The 16,433-nt window shown below is 32.7% G+C and carries 14 protein-coding genes and 3 pseudogenes; 14 read left to right on the forward strand and 3 right to left on the reverse strand.

From position 1 onward, the window contains the following. The 10 genes and pseudogenes from L6Q46_RS05860 to L6Q46_RS05905 form a co-directional block, all read left to right on the forward strand. A pseudogene (locus L6Q46_RS05860) lies at positions 1 to 939 on the forward strand (hypothetical protein); the annotation flags it as partial. A gap of 109 nt (positions 940 to 1,048) precedes the next feature. Continuing rightward, positions 1,049 to 1,255 (forward strand): hypothetical protein, encoded by a 207-nt coding sequence (locus L6Q46_RS05865; RefSeq protein WP_291283521.1) that lies wholly within the window; start codon positions 1,049 to 1,051, stop codon positions 1,253 to 1,255. 115 nt (positions 1,256 to 1,370) lie between these two features. Then, entirely contained in the window at positions 1,371 to 2,831 is a 1,461-nt protein-coding gene (locus L6Q46_RS05870; RefSeq protein ID WP_291283522.1) for an FAD-dependent oxidoreductase, read from the forward strand. A gap of 11 nt (positions 2,832 to 2,842) precedes the next feature. Then, positions 2,843 to 2,974, forward strand: a complete 132-nt coding sequence (locus tag L6Q46_RS05875; RefSeq protein ID WP_255471468.1) for a hypothetical protein — start codon at positions 2,843 to 2,845, stop codon at positions 2,972 to 2,974. 171 nt (positions 2,975 to 3,145) lie between these two features. After that, positions 3,146 to 4,453 (forward strand): annotated as a pseudogene (locus tag L6Q46_RS05880) (TolC family protein). 4 nt (positions 4,454 to 4,457) lie between these two features. After that, a complete protein-coding gene (locus L6Q46_RS05885) occupies positions 4,458 to 5,540 on the forward strand; it encodes an efflux RND transporter periplasmic adaptor subunit (protein WP_291283523.1) in 1,083 nt (360 codons plus the stop codon). A 71-nt stretch (positions 5,541 to 5,611) separates the two neighbouring features. Beyond that, positions 5,612 to 8,809, forward strand: a complete 3,198-nt coding sequence (locus L6Q46_RS05890) for an efflux RND transporter permease subunit (protein WP_291283524.1) — start codon at positions 5,612 to 5,614, stop codon at positions 8,807 to 8,809. Between the two features lie 23 nt (positions 8,810 to 8,832). Further along, entirely contained in the window at positions 8,833 to 9,030 is a 198-nt protein-coding gene (locus L6Q46_RS05895; protein ID WP_363315864.1) for a DUF2892 domain-containing protein, read from the forward strand. 49 nt (positions 9,031 to 9,079) lie between these two features. Then, entirely contained in the window at positions 9,080 to 9,526 is a 447-nt protein-coding gene (locus L6Q46_RS05900; RefSeq protein WP_291283526.1) for a hypothetical protein, read from the forward strand. 112 nt (positions 9,527 to 9,638) lie between these two features. Next, positions 9,639 to 10,097: a hypothetical protein gene (locus L6Q46_RS05905; protein ID WP_291283527.1), complete on the forward strand. Its 459-nt coding sequence runs from the start codon at positions 9,639 to 9,641 to the stop codon at positions 10,095 to 10,097. Between the two features lie 76 nt (positions 10,098 to 10,173). On the opposite strand, the gene L6Q46_RS05910 is transcribed toward L6Q46_RS05905, so the two are convergent. Next, positions 10,174 to 10,476 carry a heavy metal-binding domain-containing protein gene (locus tag L6Q46_RS05910; protein WP_291283528.1) on the reverse strand — a complete coding sequence of 101 codons (303 nt, stop codon included), beginning with the start codon at positions 10,474 to 10,476 and terminating at the stop codon, positions 10,174 to 10,176. A gap of 170 nt (positions 10,477 to 10,646) precedes the next feature. Between L6Q46_RS05910 and ffh the strand changes: the two genes are divergently transcribed. The 4 genes from ffh to L6Q46_RS05930 all read left to right on the forward strand — a co-directional run bounded on the left by ffh (position 10,647) and on the right by L6Q46_RS05930 (position 15,334). Continuing rightward, complete coding sequence (gene ffh, locus L6Q46_RS05915) at positions 10,647 to 11,984, forward strand: signal recognition particle protein (protein WP_026724554.1); 1,338 nt, start codon at positions 10,647 to 10,649, stop codon at positions 11,982 to 11,984. A gap of 128 nt (positions 11,985 to 12,112) precedes the next feature. Further along, positions 12,113 to 12,994 carry a tetrahydrofolate dehydrogenase/cyclohydrolase catalytic domain-containing protein gene (locus tag L6Q46_RS05920; RefSeq protein WP_291283529.1) on the forward strand — a complete coding sequence of 294 codons (882 nt, stop codon included), beginning with the start codon at positions 12,113 to 12,115 and terminating at the stop codon, positions 12,992 to 12,994. Positions 12,995 to 13,206: 212 nt separating this feature from the next. After that, positions 13,207 to 15,000: a hypothetical protein gene (locus tag L6Q46_RS05925; protein WP_291283530.1), complete on the forward strand. Its 1,794-nt coding sequence runs from the start codon at positions 13,207 to 13,209 to the stop codon at positions 14,998 to 15,000. Position 15,001: 1 nt separating this feature from the next. Continuing rightward, positions 15,002 to 15,334: a hypothetical protein gene (locus L6Q46_RS05930; protein WP_291283531.1), complete on the forward strand. Its 333-nt coding sequence runs from the start codon at positions 15,002 to 15,004 to the stop codon at positions 15,332 to 15,334. Positions 15,335 to 15,637: 303 nt separating this feature from the next. Here the strand turns inward: L6Q46_RS05930 and L6Q46_RS05935 are convergent, their stop codons facing one another. Together L6Q46_RS05935 and prfC are read right to left on the reverse strand one after the other, a co-directional pair. Next, positions 15,638 to 15,844: a hypothetical protein gene (locus tag L6Q46_RS05935; RefSeq protein ID WP_291283532.1), complete on the reverse strand. Its 207-nt coding sequence runs from the start codon at positions 15,842 to 15,844 to the stop codon at positions 15,638 to 15,640. Positions 15,845 to 15,896: 52 nt separating this feature from the next. Next, a pseudogene (prfC, locus tag L6Q46_RS05940) lies at positions 15,897 to 16,433 on the reverse strand (peptide chain release factor 3); the annotation flags it as partial.

Raw genomic sequence — 16,433 nt, forward strand, 5'->3', positions numbered from 1 at the left:
GGAAGCAATTTGAGTTATGCTAATTATGAAGAAATAGTGGATGCAGTTCATTTGCACCGTCGCGATTATAATTTGTTGCCTCAAGTTTTTCCCGATGGTGAATTAGGTTATACGATTTCGTCTGGAGTATTCCAAATTGCGGTTGATTTACCGTTTTTATATCCAGTTGATATTAAAGCAGGAGGTTATTTTCCTCAGACACAATTCAATCAATATTTGAGCAATTATCACAGCGGAAAAGCATGTTTGTATGACGCTACCAATAACAGAATGCATAATTTATTTTTTGGTGGAATAAGTCAATATTACTATCAAAATGGCACGTTATTACAAGATAATACGGTTCCATTCGTGAAAACCATAAGTAGAACTACTCGTTTTACGGATGGAAGTTTGCTCGAATATCAATTACCTGTTGAGATGCCAAATTTAAAAGGAGCTGGAGCCGAATTCATTCCGAATGAGAATTTACCGCATTATTCAAATGAAGTAATTCAATTGTCTAATATTACTGCGGATGAATTTGTAATCGGATATTTATTTGGAGGAATTCAAAGCTCTTCTGCATCAGCTTTTACGGATAATCAAACCAACTTGACTAGTGCTGACCCAACGGTTTACCAAGTAAAATTAGTGAAAAACCCGTTATTAAGCACACCTCAAATTGATGGTAAAAATCCGTTTTCGTTTACGGTTTCACCTAATCCAACATCAAATGATACGGTTAGAATTGAATTTAATTTGCCATATACTGCTAAACTCAACTATATGCTAACAAGTTTAGAAGGTAAGATAGTAGAAGAGGGTGAAATTGAAGATACTAAAGTGGGAAAAAATACCATGAGTTTTGATATTTCACTTGTAAACTCAAAAATGGCAATCATTACTTTTATTTTTGATGATAAATTTTACGTTTCTCAGAAAGTGATTAAAAAGTAATAAATGTTAAATTAATAAAAATTTAAGAGTACTATTTCTAAATTTCGATATATTTGTGATAGTACAATTCAAACAAAAAGAATAAATAACAATTTAAAAATACAAAAAAATGAAAAAATTAGTTTCTATTATGGCTGTAGCCGCTTTTATGTTATCAATGAATGTTAACGCTCAAGAGCCAAAGAAAAAAGCAAAGAAAGAAACAGCTAAAACTGAAAAATCTTGTTCTACTGCAGAAAAAAAATCTTGTGGTACAGATGCTAAAGCTGGAGGATGTTGTTCATCTAAAAAAGCTACTGAGAAAAAAGCTGAATAGTTTTATTCAAAATAAATTTAAAACGCCTCGATACTTCGGGGCGTTTTTTTATGTAACAAATGTTGCTGTAGCACAAATACATAACAACTAATTTTGAATTATTAAACTAATTAAAATGTCAAAAATAGTTGTTTTAGGAGCAGGAATTTCGGGTCATACCGCAGCCGCTCACTTAAGAAGAAAGCTATCCAAAGAGCACGAAGTGTTAGTAGTTTCTCCTAATAGAAATTACCAATGGGTGCCATCCAATATTTGGGTAGGAATAGGAAGAATGAAATCAAAGGAAGTGATATTTCCTTTAGAACCACTATATAAAAGAAAAGGAATAGGATACAAACAAGCCAAAGCCATTTCATTTCATCCAGAAGGTGATAGTTCAGAAACAAAACCTTATATTTTAGTAGAAGGTGTTTTTGGTGATAATTTAGAGAAACAAGAAAAAGTGACCTACGATTATCTAATAAATGCTACTGGTCCAAAATTAGCATTTGACATGACGGAAGGCTTAGTGCCTGAAACTAATAAAGTGTATTCCGTTTGTACTTATGATCATGCTGAAAAAGCTTCAGAAGCGCTTCATAAACTTATAGACCAACTAAAAAAATCAGATAAAAAAGCGAAAATTTTAATTGGAACTGGTCATGCAAAAGCCACTTGTCAAGGCGCTGCATTCGAATATATTTTGAATGTAGAAAAAGAATTGCAAAAATTTGGTGTTCGTGAAAAAGCAGAAATTACATGGATTTCAAATGAATACGAATTGGGTGATTTTGGAATGGATGGTATGTTGATGGAATACAACGGTTTCAATATGAAATCAAAAGATATGGTGGAAATGATTTTTGAAGATCGTGGCATCAAATGGATTTTAGGTGCAGGTGTAACTAAAGTAGAAGACGGAATCGTACACTATGAAAATTTAGAAGGGGAATACAAAACAGAAACTTTTGATTTTGGAATGCTTATTCCTGCTTTCTCTGGACATGGTTTTCAAGCCTACGACAAAGAGGGACACAATATTACCGAAAAATTATTCAGAGGTTTCATGGTAGTTGATGCTGATTATACACCGAAACCTTACAAAGAATGGACTGTTCAAGATTGGCCAGAAACATATCAAAATCCAAGCTATAAAAATATTTTCGCACCTGGAATCGCTTTCGCACCACCTCATACTATTTCAAAACCACGAAAAAGTAAAAACGGAACCGAAATTTTCCCATCGCCACCAAGAACAGGAATGCCTTCTGGAATTACAGCAAAATTAGTTGCCGATAATATTATTGATTCCATTAAATCAGGAAAAGAATCCTTGCATCACAAAGGTTCTATGGGGAATATGGGCGCAGCTTGTATCGCATCAGCGGGTTACGGAATGACACAAGGAAGTGGTGTAAGTATTACAACGTATCCTATTGTTCCTGATTATAAAAAATATCCAAATACAGGTGGGCGAGATATCAAAAAAACCTTTGGAGATATTGGATTAGCAGGGCATTGGGTGAAATTGTCTTTGCACTACGCATTTCTTTACAAAGCAAAAATGAAACCTTTTTGGTGGTTAATTCCTGAATAAATTTTAAAATTATGACACAAAGAATATCAAACGCACAGCGTTCCAAAATGCAAAATCCATTGATTCAATTATTCAAATTTTTTTATTTAAACATTAGAATTTTAAAAATTGTGGCAGGTGGACATGGTGGAACAAGAAAGTAATAATCATTTTTGAAGATGATGATTGTTTTTAGTTTTATTGGTTAGTTAGAGCGCCTTTTATAGGCGCTCTTTCTTTTTGTAACAATTGTCACAGGGCTGTGTAACTCTTGTTACCGACTACCTTTTTTTACGAACGTACATTTGTAACGTAAAATAAGAATAAAACTAACTATGAAAAAAATCAATTTAATAATCGTACTTGGATTGGTGTCTATCTCTGCTCTTGCGCAAGATACTTTGACGATTTCAAAAAATGATTTGATACAAAAAGTCACTGAAAATAACCTACAAATTAAAGTGGCCGAAAAATCATTTCAGTCTGCAAAAGCAGATTATCGTCAATCGAATGCACTTTTTTTACCTAATATCAATGTTTCGCATACAGGAATAGTTACTACTAATCCTTTGATGGCGTTTGGTTCGAAATTAAATCAAGAAATCTGAACTGCTTCTGATTTTAATCCAGCATTGTTAAATGATCCTGATAAAACTCAGAATTTTGCCACCAAAATAGAAGTCCAACAACCACTTGTCAACTTAGATGGTTTGTATGGAAGACAAGCTGCAAGAGCTAAAATGGATGCATTTCAATTGCAAACAGAACGTACTAAAGAATATTTAGAATTGGAAGTTTCAAAAGCCTACATGCAATTGCAATTGGCTTATAAAGCAGTAAAAGTTTTAGAAAAAGCAAATACAACAGCACAAGGCAATTTAAAATTGGTAGAAAACTATTTCAAAAACGGAATGTTGCAAAAAACCGATTTGCTAAACGTGCAAGTTCGTGTGAATGAAATCGCTAATCAATTACAATATGCCAAATCCAATGTACAAAATGCTTCGGATTATTTAGCGTTTTTATTAAACGAAGATATGGCTGGGAAAACCTATAAACCCGCTGAAGCATTAAATAATTCAATTGCTATAGAAAGTATCAATACAACAATTTCTGATTCCAGAAAGGATATTCAAGCGATGCAAAAATCGGCTGAAGCGTATCAAAAAATGTTTCAATCTTCTAAATTCGGCTTCTTACCAAGATTAAACGCTTTTGGAAGTTACGAATTGTATGACCAACATGTGTTCCAAACTTCTTCTAAAGGATATGTAGTAGGAGCGCAATTATCTTGGAATGTTTTTGATGGATATAAAAACATTGGAAAAACTCAAAAAGCGAAAGCTGATTTTGAAAAAGCAACGGTTGAAACCGAACAATACAAAAAACAAAGTCAGTTAGAATTGAATAAAACTAATCGTCAATTACTTGATGCCGAAAACAAAGTGAATTTATCCAAATTAGCTTTTGAACAATCGCAAGAAGCGTTTCGAATTCGTCAAAACAGATTTACTCAAGGATTAGAGAAAACAACCGATTTATTACTGTCGGAAACTCAAATGGCGCAAAAAGAATTAGAACATTTGCAAGCCGTTTTTGAATACAACTTTACTAAACAATACTTACAATTTTTAACGAAATAACAACATGAAAAAGATACTAACAATATTAACCATTTCATCACTAATCTTAACATCTTGTGGAAGTGATAAAAAAGAAAATGCAGCTGATTTACCGGCAATTCCTGTAAAAGTGGCTGGAAATTCTGAAAACTCTAATAGTCCGTATGTAACAGCAAGTGGAAAAATAGAATCGGAAAACAGTGCCAATTTGAGTACTAGAATGATGGGTTATGTAACCAAAGTCAATGTAAAAGTGGGACAAAATGTTTCGGCTGGACAGCTTTTGGTAAGCATCAACAACACCGATTTACAAGCAAAAAAAGCACAAGTTGATGCTTCAATCACACAAGCGACCGCAGGTTTTAACAATGCGAAAAAAGATTATGATCGTTTCGTGAATTTGTTTGCCCAACAATCGGCCTCTCAAAAAGAACTAGACGATATGACGGCTCGCTACGAAATGGCAAAAGCGGGTTTAGAAGCAGCAAAACAAATGCGTAATGAAGTGATGGCACAATTTTCTTATTCGAATATCACCACTCCATTTTCAGGAACGGTTACCAATACTTTCGTAAAAGAAGGGGATATGGCAAACCCAGGAATGCCTTTAGTAAGTATCGAAGGTGCTTCAAGATTGCAAGTAACGGCAATGGTTTCAGAAAGTGATATTTCCAATGTAAAAAACGGAATGCCAGTTAAAATCAATGTGAAATCATTAAACAAAGAAGTAGCTGGAAAAGTTTCTGAAGTGAGTTTATCTGCAAAAAATACAGGAGGACAATATTTGGTAAAAGTAACATTGGACAAAATGGATAAAGAAATTTTATCAGGAATGTTCGTAAATGTGCAATTTCCAACGGCTAAAAAAGAAACAACTACTGTAAAATCTGATATAGTTCTAGTTCCAGAAAGTGCTTTAGTAAAACAAGGACAATTAACTGGAATTTACACAGTAGGTAGCGGTAATGTTGCTATTCTAAGATGGTTGCGAATCGGAAAAACATTCGGAAATCAAGTAGAAGTATTATCTGGATTATCATCAGATGAACAATATATCGTTTCAGCAGAAGGGAAATTATTTAACGGAGCTAAGGTTAGTGTTCAGTAATCAGTCGCAGTTTTAAGTTTTAAGCATTGTCTTTTAAACTTTTAAACGCATAAACATTTAAACTTAAAAAAATGCAAGAAGGTATATCAGGTAAAATAGCCAATTTCTTTATCAACTCTAAACTAACCATTTTATTGATGGTTGCGTTGATGATTATTGGTACATATAGTTCGTTCTTAATTCCAAGGGAAGAAGAACCGCAAATTAACGTTCCTATGGCCGATGTTATGGTCATGTATCCAGGCGCAAGTCCGTCTGAGATAGAAAATAGAGTGGTAAAACCATTGGAGAAAATCATTGGCAACATAAAAGGAGTGGAACACATTCATAGTATGGCGATGAATGGTTATTCGATGATGGTGGTGCAATTTTATGTGGGTGAAAACAGCGAAGATTCGTATGTAAAATTATACGACGAATTGATGAAAAACCGCACAATGTTTCCAGAAGGAGTAATGCAACCTATAGTAAAGACACGTTCGATTGACGATGTTCCGATGTTGGGATTAACGCTTTGGAGTGAAAAATATGATGATTTCCAATTGCGTCAAATCGCAGAAGAAGTTACTTCAGAAGTTGAAAAAGTAAAAGACGTTGCGATTACGAAAGAAATTGGTGGAAGAACACGTGAACTTAAAGTAGTTTTAGACAAAGATAAAATGGCTGAAAGCGGAGTAGATGCGTTAAGCATTATGCAAATGATTCAAGCCAACAATGGAAGTTCACAATCAGGAAGTTTTGTACAAAACGATACGGAGTATTTAGTAACAACAGGTAAGTTTTTAGCCACTTCGGAAGACGTAGAAAATTTAGTAGTGGGTGTTAATAATAACATGCCCGTTTACTTAAAACAGGTAGCAACTATTCAAGACGGACCACAAACACCAAAGAATTATGTTTCTTTTGGTTACGGAAAAGCGAATGAAAAATTTGCAAAACACAATTCAGAATATCCAGCTGTAACCATTTCGATAGCGAAAGTTAAAGGTGCTGATGCGATGAAAATTTCAGAGAAAATTCTGGAACGAGTGGAAGCTTTAAAGAAAAATGTAATTCCTGCCGATGTGCATGTTGAAGTTTCCAGAAACTATGGAGAAACAGCTTCGCACAAAGTAGGAGAGTTGTTATTACACTTAGGAGTTGCCATCATTGCAGTAACGGTTTTGGTAATGTTAGCCATGGGTTGGAGAGGCGGATTAGTAGTGTTTTTCTCAGTTCCGTTAACTTTTGCTTTGACTTTATTTAGTTACTATTTATTAGGCTATACCTTAAACCGAATTACCCTTTTTGCCCTAGTGTTCGTAGTAGGTATTGTAGTAGATGATAGTATTATTATTGCCGAAAACATGCACCGTCATTTCAAAATGAAGCGACTGCCGTTCAAACAAGCGGCGATTTATGCGATTAACGAAGTAGGTAACCCAACGATTTTAGCAACATTTACCGTAATTGCAGCAATTTTGCCAATGGCTTTCGTATCCGGTATGATGGGGCCTTATATGAGTCCGATGCCAATTGGAGCTTCGATTGCGATGATATTATCGTTGTTTGTAGCTTTGACTGTAACTCCTTACTTAGGTTATCATTTATTACATGAAAAAGACGAGCAAGAACACAAAGAAGAACAAGGTTTAGAAACATCTTGGATTTATAAAATCTATAAAAAAATTGAGCAACCACTTTTAGACAATTCTAAAAAACGTAACTTAATGTTTTTGATTACAGGTGTTTTGTTAATCGGTTCGGTTTTGATGTTTTTTACGAAATCGGTAGCGGTAAAAATGTTGCCTTTTGATAACAAAAACGAATTCCAAGTGGTAATCGATATGCCAGAAGGAACTACTTTAGAAAGAACGGCCGCGGTTACTAAAGAGATTGCGCAATATCTTTCAACGGTTCCTGAAGTAGTGGATTATCAAAATTATATTGGCGCTTCGGCTCCAATAACCTTTAATGGTTTGGTACGTCATTATGATATGCGTGGAGGAAGCAATATGGCGGATATTCAAGTGAATTTATTACACAAAGAAGATCGCGATTTACAAAGTCACGATATCGCAAAAGTTGTGCGTCCAGAAGTGCAAAAAATTGCTAAAAAATATGGTGCGAATGTAAAAATTGTAGAAGTTCCACCTGGTCCACCCGTTTTATCAACATTAGTAGCTGAGGTTTACGGACCAAATTATGAAGAGCAAATCAAAGTTGCGAATCAAGTAAAAAACATTTTAGAAACTACTTCTGATGTGGTAGATACCGATTGGATGGTAGAAGCACCTCAAGTAGAATATAAATTAGAGGTGGATAGAGAAAAAGCAATGTTGAATGGAATTGCTCCACAGCAAGTCGTCGGTAATTTGACTTATTTGTTAAGAGAAATGCCTGTTTCAAACTTGTATGATGAACGTTCGAATAATCCTGTAGGAATTACACTTTCATTAGAAGATAAAGACAAAACTTCGATGCAAGATATTCAAAATTTGAAAATCAAAGGAAGTCGTGGTAATGTGGTTCCGGTGAGTGATTTGGTAAAAGTTACAACCGACACCTTACAAAATACGATTTACAGAAAAGATCAAAAACGAGTAGTTTATGTTTTAGCTGATATGGCGGGAGCTTTGGAAAGTCCAGTGTATGCGATTTTGGGAATGAATGAGAAGTTAGAAAAAATGCAATTGCCAAAAGGATATAAAGTAAACGAATTGTATATCGGTTCACCATCAGATGAAAGTGATTTCACTGTAAAATGGGATGGAGAATGGCAAATTACTTTAGAAGTGTTCCGTGATTTAGGTGCAGCGTTCTTAGTCGTAATTATCGTGATTTACATGTTGATTGTAGGTTGGTTCCAAAACTTCAAAACACCTTTAGTAATGATGGTTGCGATTCCACTTTCGTTAGTTGGAATTGTATTAGGTCACTGGGTTTTAGGTGCTTTCTTTACAGCTACTTCATTCATTGGAATGATTGCCTTAGCGGGAGTTATGGTGCGAAATTCGGTCTTGTTGATTGACTTTATCGAAATCCGTTTGAATGATGGAATTCCAATGAAACAAGCTATTATTGAAGCTGGAGCTGTTAGAACCACCCCAATTTTATTAACGACTGGAGCGGTAGTAATTGGAGCCTCTATCATTTTGTTTGACCCAATTTTCCAAGGATTAGCCATTTCGTTAGTTGCAGGTGCAATTGTTTCAACATTACTAACATTGATTGTAGTGCCATTGATTTATTATATCACGGAACGTAAAAAATGGGAGAAAAATAATTAAATAATTAACCGACTTGGTTTAAAATAAATAATAGTATGAAAAACAGAATTATTAGAGCAGTAGCCGGAAGTTTTATCTTGTTAAGTTTACTTTTGGCTCATTATGTAAGTCCAAATTGGTATTGGTTTACTGCATTCGTTGGTGCCAATTTATTGCAATCATCCATTACCAAATGGTGTTTAATGGAAGATATTTTAACAAAATTGGGTGTTAAAGATTAATAAAATACTATTTTTTATAATTTAGCGTTACTAAACTAAACAAAAAATTATGAAAAAACTTAAATTAATCTCAATTTTATCGTTGCTATTTGTGCTAAATGTGGCATCAATGTGTAGTGATGATGATGATACTTCTACTCAAGTATCAAATCCAACAGAAATTACTTCAACTGTAACAGACGGACAATGGGTTGTGACTTTGTTTAAAGAAGATGATGTAGTGCAAACAAGTAATTATTCAGGGTATAGTTTTACTTTTGATGCAGATGGATCTTTATCAGCAACTAATGGTGTAACAACTCAATCGGGTGATTGGAGTACTTACACCGATAGTGGTTATACTAAACTAGATATGATGTTTACTGCTATTGATGGTCCATTTGAAGAAATCAGTGAAGATTGGAATGTGATTTCAAAAACCGCTACTAAAATAGAATTAAAACACGTAAGCGGTGGTGATGGTAGTATTGATTATCTAACATTAGAAAAAGATTAATGTTAAAAATTAAAAATAAAACCAGCTTTTATAGCTGGTTTTTTTATTTAAAAGTACTTTTTCTTAGTTAATTTATATTAGTTTTGTCTTTGTTCAAAAAGAATAATAAGTTATGAAATTTTTTCAAAAAATCAGCTATTTGCAATATCCTATGATGTTGTTTGCAATGTATTTTGCAATTAAACCTTATACTTACATTTTTGAGGCAGGGATGGAAAATCAAGATAAAATGTTTGCTGATTTGAATAGTCTTTTAATTTTTATGGGACTTGGAATCAGTTTTTCTACACTTCAAGACACTACCAAAACTCAAAATAAATTTTCATTAAAAATATGGCAAAATCCAAAGAAAGGAAAAAGAACAATATTTTTTATAGCCTCTTTTACTTTTTCAATATTGCTTTTAGGTTTAGGTTTGTTTTTGTTTTCTGAAAAGCAACAATTCAAAGATTTATCATTTGGAATCATCGCACTTGCCATTGGTTTAATAGGTTTTTTAAAAGCTTCAATAGAAATGTTTAATAATCATAGATTAGATAAGAACGACAACCCTACAATAGAAAAGCCTTAATTACTGTAAACTATTTTGACCTAAAAGTAGAAGTATTTAAAAGTACACCCCTTTTTTAGTTTTTAACAATATAAGACTATCTTTTAATTACACTAACGGCTGTTCCAGTAACACTTACAGCTACATAATTACTTGTAGTAAGTTCAACATCAACTTGTATTCCTACAATAGCATTTGCATTTAATTTTTCTGCGTTAACTTTTAATTGCTCAAAAGCTTGGTCTTTGACTTCTGAAACACTTTCGCCTATTCCAGCATAATATTTTTGCATGTTAAAAGTCATCTTCATTTTTTGAATATTTACAGCGGTTCCCGAAACAATACCCTTGTACTCAGCAATTGTAAAACCATCAATAGAATTGGTTGTTGTTAAAATCATAATTTTAATTTTTATTAAAATAGGTCTAAACAGTAGCTATTTTGTTACAATTATGAACTTGTCGTATATTCAATTTCAACACGTAAACTATTTTATACAATCTCTAAATACTACTTTGCGACTTTACAACTTTATCTTATCTTTGCACTTCATTAAACAAAATCAGAATCATGTTTGATAATTTAAGCGATAAGTTAGATAAAGCGTTTCATATATTAAAAGGACACGGTAAAATTACCGATGTTAACGTTGCTGATACTCTTAAAGAAGTTCGTAGAGCTTTATTAGATGCCGACGTAAATTTTAAAATTGCTAAAGATTTTACCACAAGAGTAAAAGAAAAAGCAATTGGTGAAAACGTATTAACTACTTTACAACCAGGTCAGTTAATGATTAAAATCGTTAAAGACGAATTAACTGAATTAATGGGTGGTGATGCCGCTGGAGTAAATCTTTCAGGAAATCCTTCTGTGATTTTAATGTCGGGTTTACAAGGTTCTGGTAAAACTACTTTTTCCGGAAAATTAGCCAACTTTCTAAAAACTAAAAAGAACAAAAAACCTTTATTGGTTGCTTGTGATATCTATCGTCCTGCAGCAATTAATCAGTTGCACGTAGTAGGTGGACAAATTGGAGTTGAAGTTTATTCAGAACCAGAAAATAAAAATCCAGTTGAAATTGCACAAAATGCTATCAAGCATGCAAAAGCGAATGGTTTCAACGTAGTCATCATCGATACCGCTGGTCGTTTGGCTGTGGATGAGGAAATGATGAACGAAATTGCAAATGTTCACAAAGCAATTCAACCACAAGAAACGTTATTTGTGGTGGATGCGATGACTGGACAAGATGCCGTAAACACTGCAAAAGCTTTCAACGACAGATTGAATTTTGACGGAGTTATTTTAACGAAGTTAGATGGTGATACACGTGGTGGAGCAGCAATTTCGATTAAATCGGTAGTGAATAAACCAATTAAATTCATCGGTACTGGTGAAAAAATGGAAGCTATAGATGTGTTTTATCCAAATCGTATGGCGGATAGAATCTTGGGAATGGGAGACGTGGTTTCCTTAGTAGAAAGAGCACAAGAGCAATACGACGAAGAAGAAGCAAGAAAATTACAAAAGAAAATCGCTAAAAACGAATTTGGTTTTGATGATTTCTTAGCGCAAATTCAACAAATCAAGAAAATGGGGAACATGAAAGACCTTGTTGGAATGATTCCTGGTGCTGGAAAAGCGTTAAAAGATGTTGAAATTGAAGACGATGCGTTCAAACATATTGAGGCTATCATCCAATCGATGACACCAGCTGAAAGAAGCAAACCGTCATTAATTGATGTAAAACGTAAAACTAGAATTGCTAAAGGTTCGGGAACAAAAATTGAGCAAGTCAACCAATTGATGAAACAATTCGACCAAATGAGCAAAATGATGAAAATGATGCAAGGTGGTGCAGGTAAAAACCTGATGAAAGCCATGGGCGGAATGAAAGGCATGAGATAAACAAGTTTAAGGTTTAAAGTTTCAAGTTATGAAAGTTTTAAACCTTAATTTTTTTAAATATACTAACTATCAGTTTTAGGTAACACACAACTTTAAACCTGAAACTTTAAACCTGAAACAAAAAACAAATGCAATTATTAGACGGAAAAAAAGTATCGGAAGATATTAAAAATGAGATCGCGGCTGAGGTAGCGCAAATGAAAGCCAAAGGTGAAAAAGTACCTCATTTAGCAGCCATTATCGTTGGGAATGACGGAGCGAGTTTAACCTATGTAGGAAGTAAAGTAAAATCGTGCGAGCGAGTAGGATTTGAATCGACTTTGATTAAAATGCCAAGTACGACTTCTGAAACAGAGCTTTTGAAAAAAATCAAAGAATTGAACGAAAATGATGATATTGATGGATTCATTGTTCAGTTGCCTTTACCAAAACAAATCGATACGCAAAAAATCATTGAAGCAATTGATCCAAGTAAAGATGTAGATGGTTTCCATCCAGAAAACTTTGGAAAAATGGCTTTAGATATGTCTACTTTTATTCCAGCTACACCTTTTGGAATTTTAGAATTATTAGAAAGATATAATGTACCAACAGATGGTAAACACACTGTAGTTATTGGTAGAAGTCATATCGTAGGTCGTCCTATGGGAATTTTAATGGGAAGAAAAGGATTTCCTGGAAATTCAACAGTAACGGTTACGCACAGTCATTCTAAAAATATCAATCAGATTACTTCACAAGCCGATATTATTATTTCAGCATTAGGTGTTCCAAATTTCCTAAAAGCAGAAATGGTAAAAGATGATGTAGTAGTAATCGACGTTGGAATTACTAGAGTAGAAGACGAAACTACTGAAAAAGGATACAGAATTGTTGGTGACGTAGATTACGAAAACGTATCTAAAAAAGCATCTTACATTACGCCAGTGCCAGGTGGAGTTGGTCCCATGACAATTGCAATGTTGTTGAAAAATACCTTGTTAGCAAGAGAGCAGAAGAGAAATAGATAAAAATATTGTAAATAATATTTGTAACCCAAATTCGAAAGAGTTTGGGTTTTTTATTTGAAATTTTAACAAAATGTGCAGAAAAACTACAGCAATAGTTTTGTTTCCCCGTTTTAAATTGCGCCTTTAAAATAGCATAGACTTTATGTTATTTATTAGATGTAGGCTATATTTACTCAACTAAACGCAGAATTACTAACTTTAAACAACGTTATATGAAACAAAAAATGAAAATTCTAACCACTTTTACATTAATTACTTTATTATTGTTTAATTCTTCTTGTGAAAAAGATTTATACGAAGATGCTATTCAACAAAATAAAGATTTTAAATTTAAAACTGTAAATTTTCATGAAGTAAAAAAAATAAATGCTAAAACTGCTCAATTTATTGAAAATAAAATCAATAAAAATTTAAACATACAAGCCAGAACATCTGAATTGTATGGAAAAACTGTAGATACAACCAACATAAATTATCTTGTAAAAGATGACGGTTACTCATCTTTCACTTTTAAAGTAGAAAACGATTCCATTGGAATTAATTATATTGAAAACATAATTGTTGAAAACTATCCTAATCAAGAGCAAGAAGTATTATTAGTAAAATACAACTTAAACACTTCCGTTGAACAATTTTACTCAAATGATGATTCTTTGCAAAATTCTTTAACATCAACAGAAACTTCACTTTATCAAAATACAACACAATCTTTTAGCAGATACTCTTGTATTACAGTTGGTTATTGGGATACAGTTGATGCGTGTGAGGGTGAAGTTGATATTTCAGAACACCCTGAATGTCTTAATGCAGATGGTACAAGAGCCACAAAAGAAGTTTTTATTACAATCGCTGAAGATTGTGGCTTTGATTCTGGAGGTGGTGGAGATGGCGGCAATTATGGTGGTGACCCAAACAATGGAAACTACGACAATGGTTCTAATGGTGGCGGTAATTATAATGGTGCAGGTATTTTTATTCCAAACATTTATAATGGAGATGAAGACCCAAACAACGCAGAATTTATTCTTGCTGGGCAAGTTTCACAATATTTTAACTCATTGCCTCAAAACATAAAAGCTCTTACTAATAACAACACATGGGTATATTCTTATCTAGTAGATTATTTTAGAAATAATGGTAATATTGTTAATACCAGAAACTCACAATATGCAACAAATGCATTAAACAATTATTACAATTTTCAATTAAATTCATATAGCTCAAATATATCAAGCATTGGTAACGAAAGATTAAATTTTTGGGCATATTATACATTTCTAAACAATAACCTATTAAATGTAAATACTCAAAATGTTTTTGATATTCGCGATTTTGTTTTGACAACTGATTATGAAACAGCTGATAATATCATCAATTATTTATTCCTTAACAAGGATAATCAGGATGCTATTGAGTTTGTAAAGGAGTTGATTGATCTAGAAATCAATGGAAATTTATTAAGTTTTTTTCCATCATTTAAATATCCTGCGGGTAGTAATTATTCAACTTTATACCCAAATTTCACAATATTAGTTAAAGAATATATACCCTTGCTTAAAAATGACCAACGATTGTTAAATACCATCAATAGACTTACTGGTGTTTCAATTTCTACAATTAAACAAGATTTAACTTGGGGTAATGGTCCAGAAATAAATATTACCCAACTTGGACTCGACCTATCTGGTAATCCTTACTATGGTAAATTTAATATTTTAGAACCTAATAAAATTTATATAGATATTGACTTAATTCAACAAATAGAAGCTTTGTCAAATATTCCAAACCCAACACCCCAACAAAATCAACAAATTGGTTTTCTAAATGCTTTAATTACATTTAGTGTTTGTCTTCACGAATATGTACATTATAGCGACTTTGCTTTTGATGGTACAATGCAAGATAATGAAAATTTAGAACTAGGTCTTTTATTTGAAGAAATTTACCTAGGGGGATATTATGAATTTAACCCAAATGGAAATGTAATATTTATTAAAGCAAATTAATATGAAAAAACTAGCAACATTTATTCTTCTCTTAATTTCAAGCAATATTTTTTCACAAAGCAATAAAGATTATACATGTGAAGAAATTAAGTCTGTTATAATTGATGAAATACTTTATAATAAACTATCAAATGGAAAATTGGTAGCTAATCTTGAACTAAAATCAAATAAAATTTATAAAATTATTATTGAAAATGAAAAATCATTTTATTATGTTTCAAAATCCTTAATGAAGAAAATTAAAAAATCAATTAAAAAGAATAATTGTTTAAATATAAAAATAACTAAAGTTGATAACATTAAAGAAATTAATTTCAAAATTATAAGAGATTAAAATACAGCCTACAACCGCAGTTTGTAGCAATAGCGGCTTTCAGATAAAACTGAAAGTCGCTTTTGTACTTGAAAAGGTTAGTTATTAACCAACACAGTTTAGTTATATTTATCCGCTACTGCCACAAGCCGCAAAACGTTAAAGAAGACATTTTAATTTTAGGAAACATTAAATATCAAAGCTTTAGTAATAATTCATTTTGATTTTTAACTGTACTTTTTAATAACAATACTATATTAAAGTTTTATTTACAAATAAAACAAAAAAGCCATTTCATTTGAAATGGCTTTTTTGTTTATGATTTTAATTTTGACTTGTAGTCTTAGCTTGTTTTCTAAAATAGAAGTAAACAAAGACAATTCCTGCTACGGCTAACCAAATTAATTTGGTGTTAATTGGAGCAGAAGGTGGATCTTCATCCGCCGGTGGATCAATTGGATCCGCATAACTTAAGAAGCTTACAAAAGCCATCATAAGTGTAGCATACAGTTTTAGTAGGTTTGATTTCATATTTTTAAATTTGGGGGGCTTTATTTAAATAAAGTGCAATTATACTAATAATTTATCTTTTTTGAAAATCCGAAGTGAAAAATAATTCTACTGTTGGATATTTTTGTTGGGTCATTTGGATAGAGAAATCACTATCCGCTAAAAAGACCAATTGCCCATATTTATCGTGACCTAAAAATTTTTGTTTAACGCGTTTAAATTCAGCAAACTCAGTATTCTTAGGGTCTTGAGGTTTTACCCAACAAGCTTTAAAAGCAGGGAAGTTTTCATACGTACATTTTGCACCATATTCATGCTCTAAACGATATTGAATAACTTCGTATTGAAGCGCTCCTACGGTTCCAATGACTTTTCTTCCGTTCATTTCTAAGGTAAACAACTGCGCCACACCTTCGTCCATTAACTGGTCAACACCTTTTTCTAATTGTTTCGATTTTAATGGGTCAGCGTTATTGATGTATCTAAAATGCTCTGGAGAGAAACTTGGAATTCCTTTGAAATTCATAATTTCACCTTCAGTTAACGTATCACCAATTTTAAAGTTACCTGTATCGTGTAAACCTACGATATCACCAGGATATGAAATATC

Source organism: Flavobacterium sp., from assembly GCF_023151265.1.
Lineage (GTDB): Bacteria > Bacteroidota > Bacteroidia > Flavobacteriales > Flavobacteriaceae > Flavobacterium.

Coding starts and splice junctions, on each gene's coding strand:
- L6Q46_RS05865 (WP_291283521.1), top strand. CDS start 1,049: ATGAAAAAATTAGTTTCTATTATGGCTGTAGCCGCTTTTATGTTATCA.
- L6Q46_RS05870 (WP_291283522.1), top strand. CDS start 1,371: ATGTCAAAAATAGTTGTTTTAGGAGCAGGAATTTCGGGTCATACCGCA.
- L6Q46_RS05875 (WP_255471468.1), top strand. CDS start 2,843: ATGACACAAAGAATATCAAACGCACAGCGTTCCAAAATGCAAAATCCA.
- L6Q46_RS05885 (WP_291283523.1), top strand. CDS start 4,458: ATGAAAAAGATACTAACAATATTAACCATTTCATCACTAATCTTAACA.
- L6Q46_RS05890 (WP_291283524.1), top strand. CDS start 5,612: ATGCAAGAAGGTATATCAGGTAAAATAGCCAATTTCTTTATCAACTCT.
- L6Q46_RS05900 (WP_291283526.1), top strand. CDS start 9,080: ATGAAAAAACTTAAATTAATCTCAATTTTATCGTTGCTATTTGTGCTA.
- L6Q46_RS05905 (WP_291283527.1), top strand. CDS start 9,639: ATGAAATTTTTTCAAAAAATCAGCTATTTGCAATATCCTATGATGTTG.
- L6Q46_RS05910 (WP_291283528.1), bottom strand. CDS start 10,476: ATGATTTTAACAACAACCAATTCTATTGATGGTTTTACAATTGCTGAG.
- ffh (WP_026724554.1), top strand. CDS start 10,647: ATGTTTGATAATTTAAGCGATAAGTTAGATAAAGCGTTTCATATATTA.
- L6Q46_RS05920 (WP_291283529.1), top strand. CDS start 12,113: ATGCAATTATTAGACGGAAAAAAAGTATCGGAAGATATTAAAAATGAG.
- L6Q46_RS05925 (WP_291283530.1), top strand. CDS start 13,207: ATGAAACAAAAAATGAAAATTCTAACCACTTTTACATTAATTACTTTA.
- L6Q46_RS05930 (WP_291283531.1), top strand. CDS start 15,002: ATGAAAAAACTAGCAACATTTATTCTTCTCTTAATTTCAAGCAATATT.
- L6Q46_RS05935 (WP_291283532.1), bottom strand. CDS start 15,844: ATGAAATCAAACCTACTAAAACTGTATGCTACACTTATGATGGCTTTT.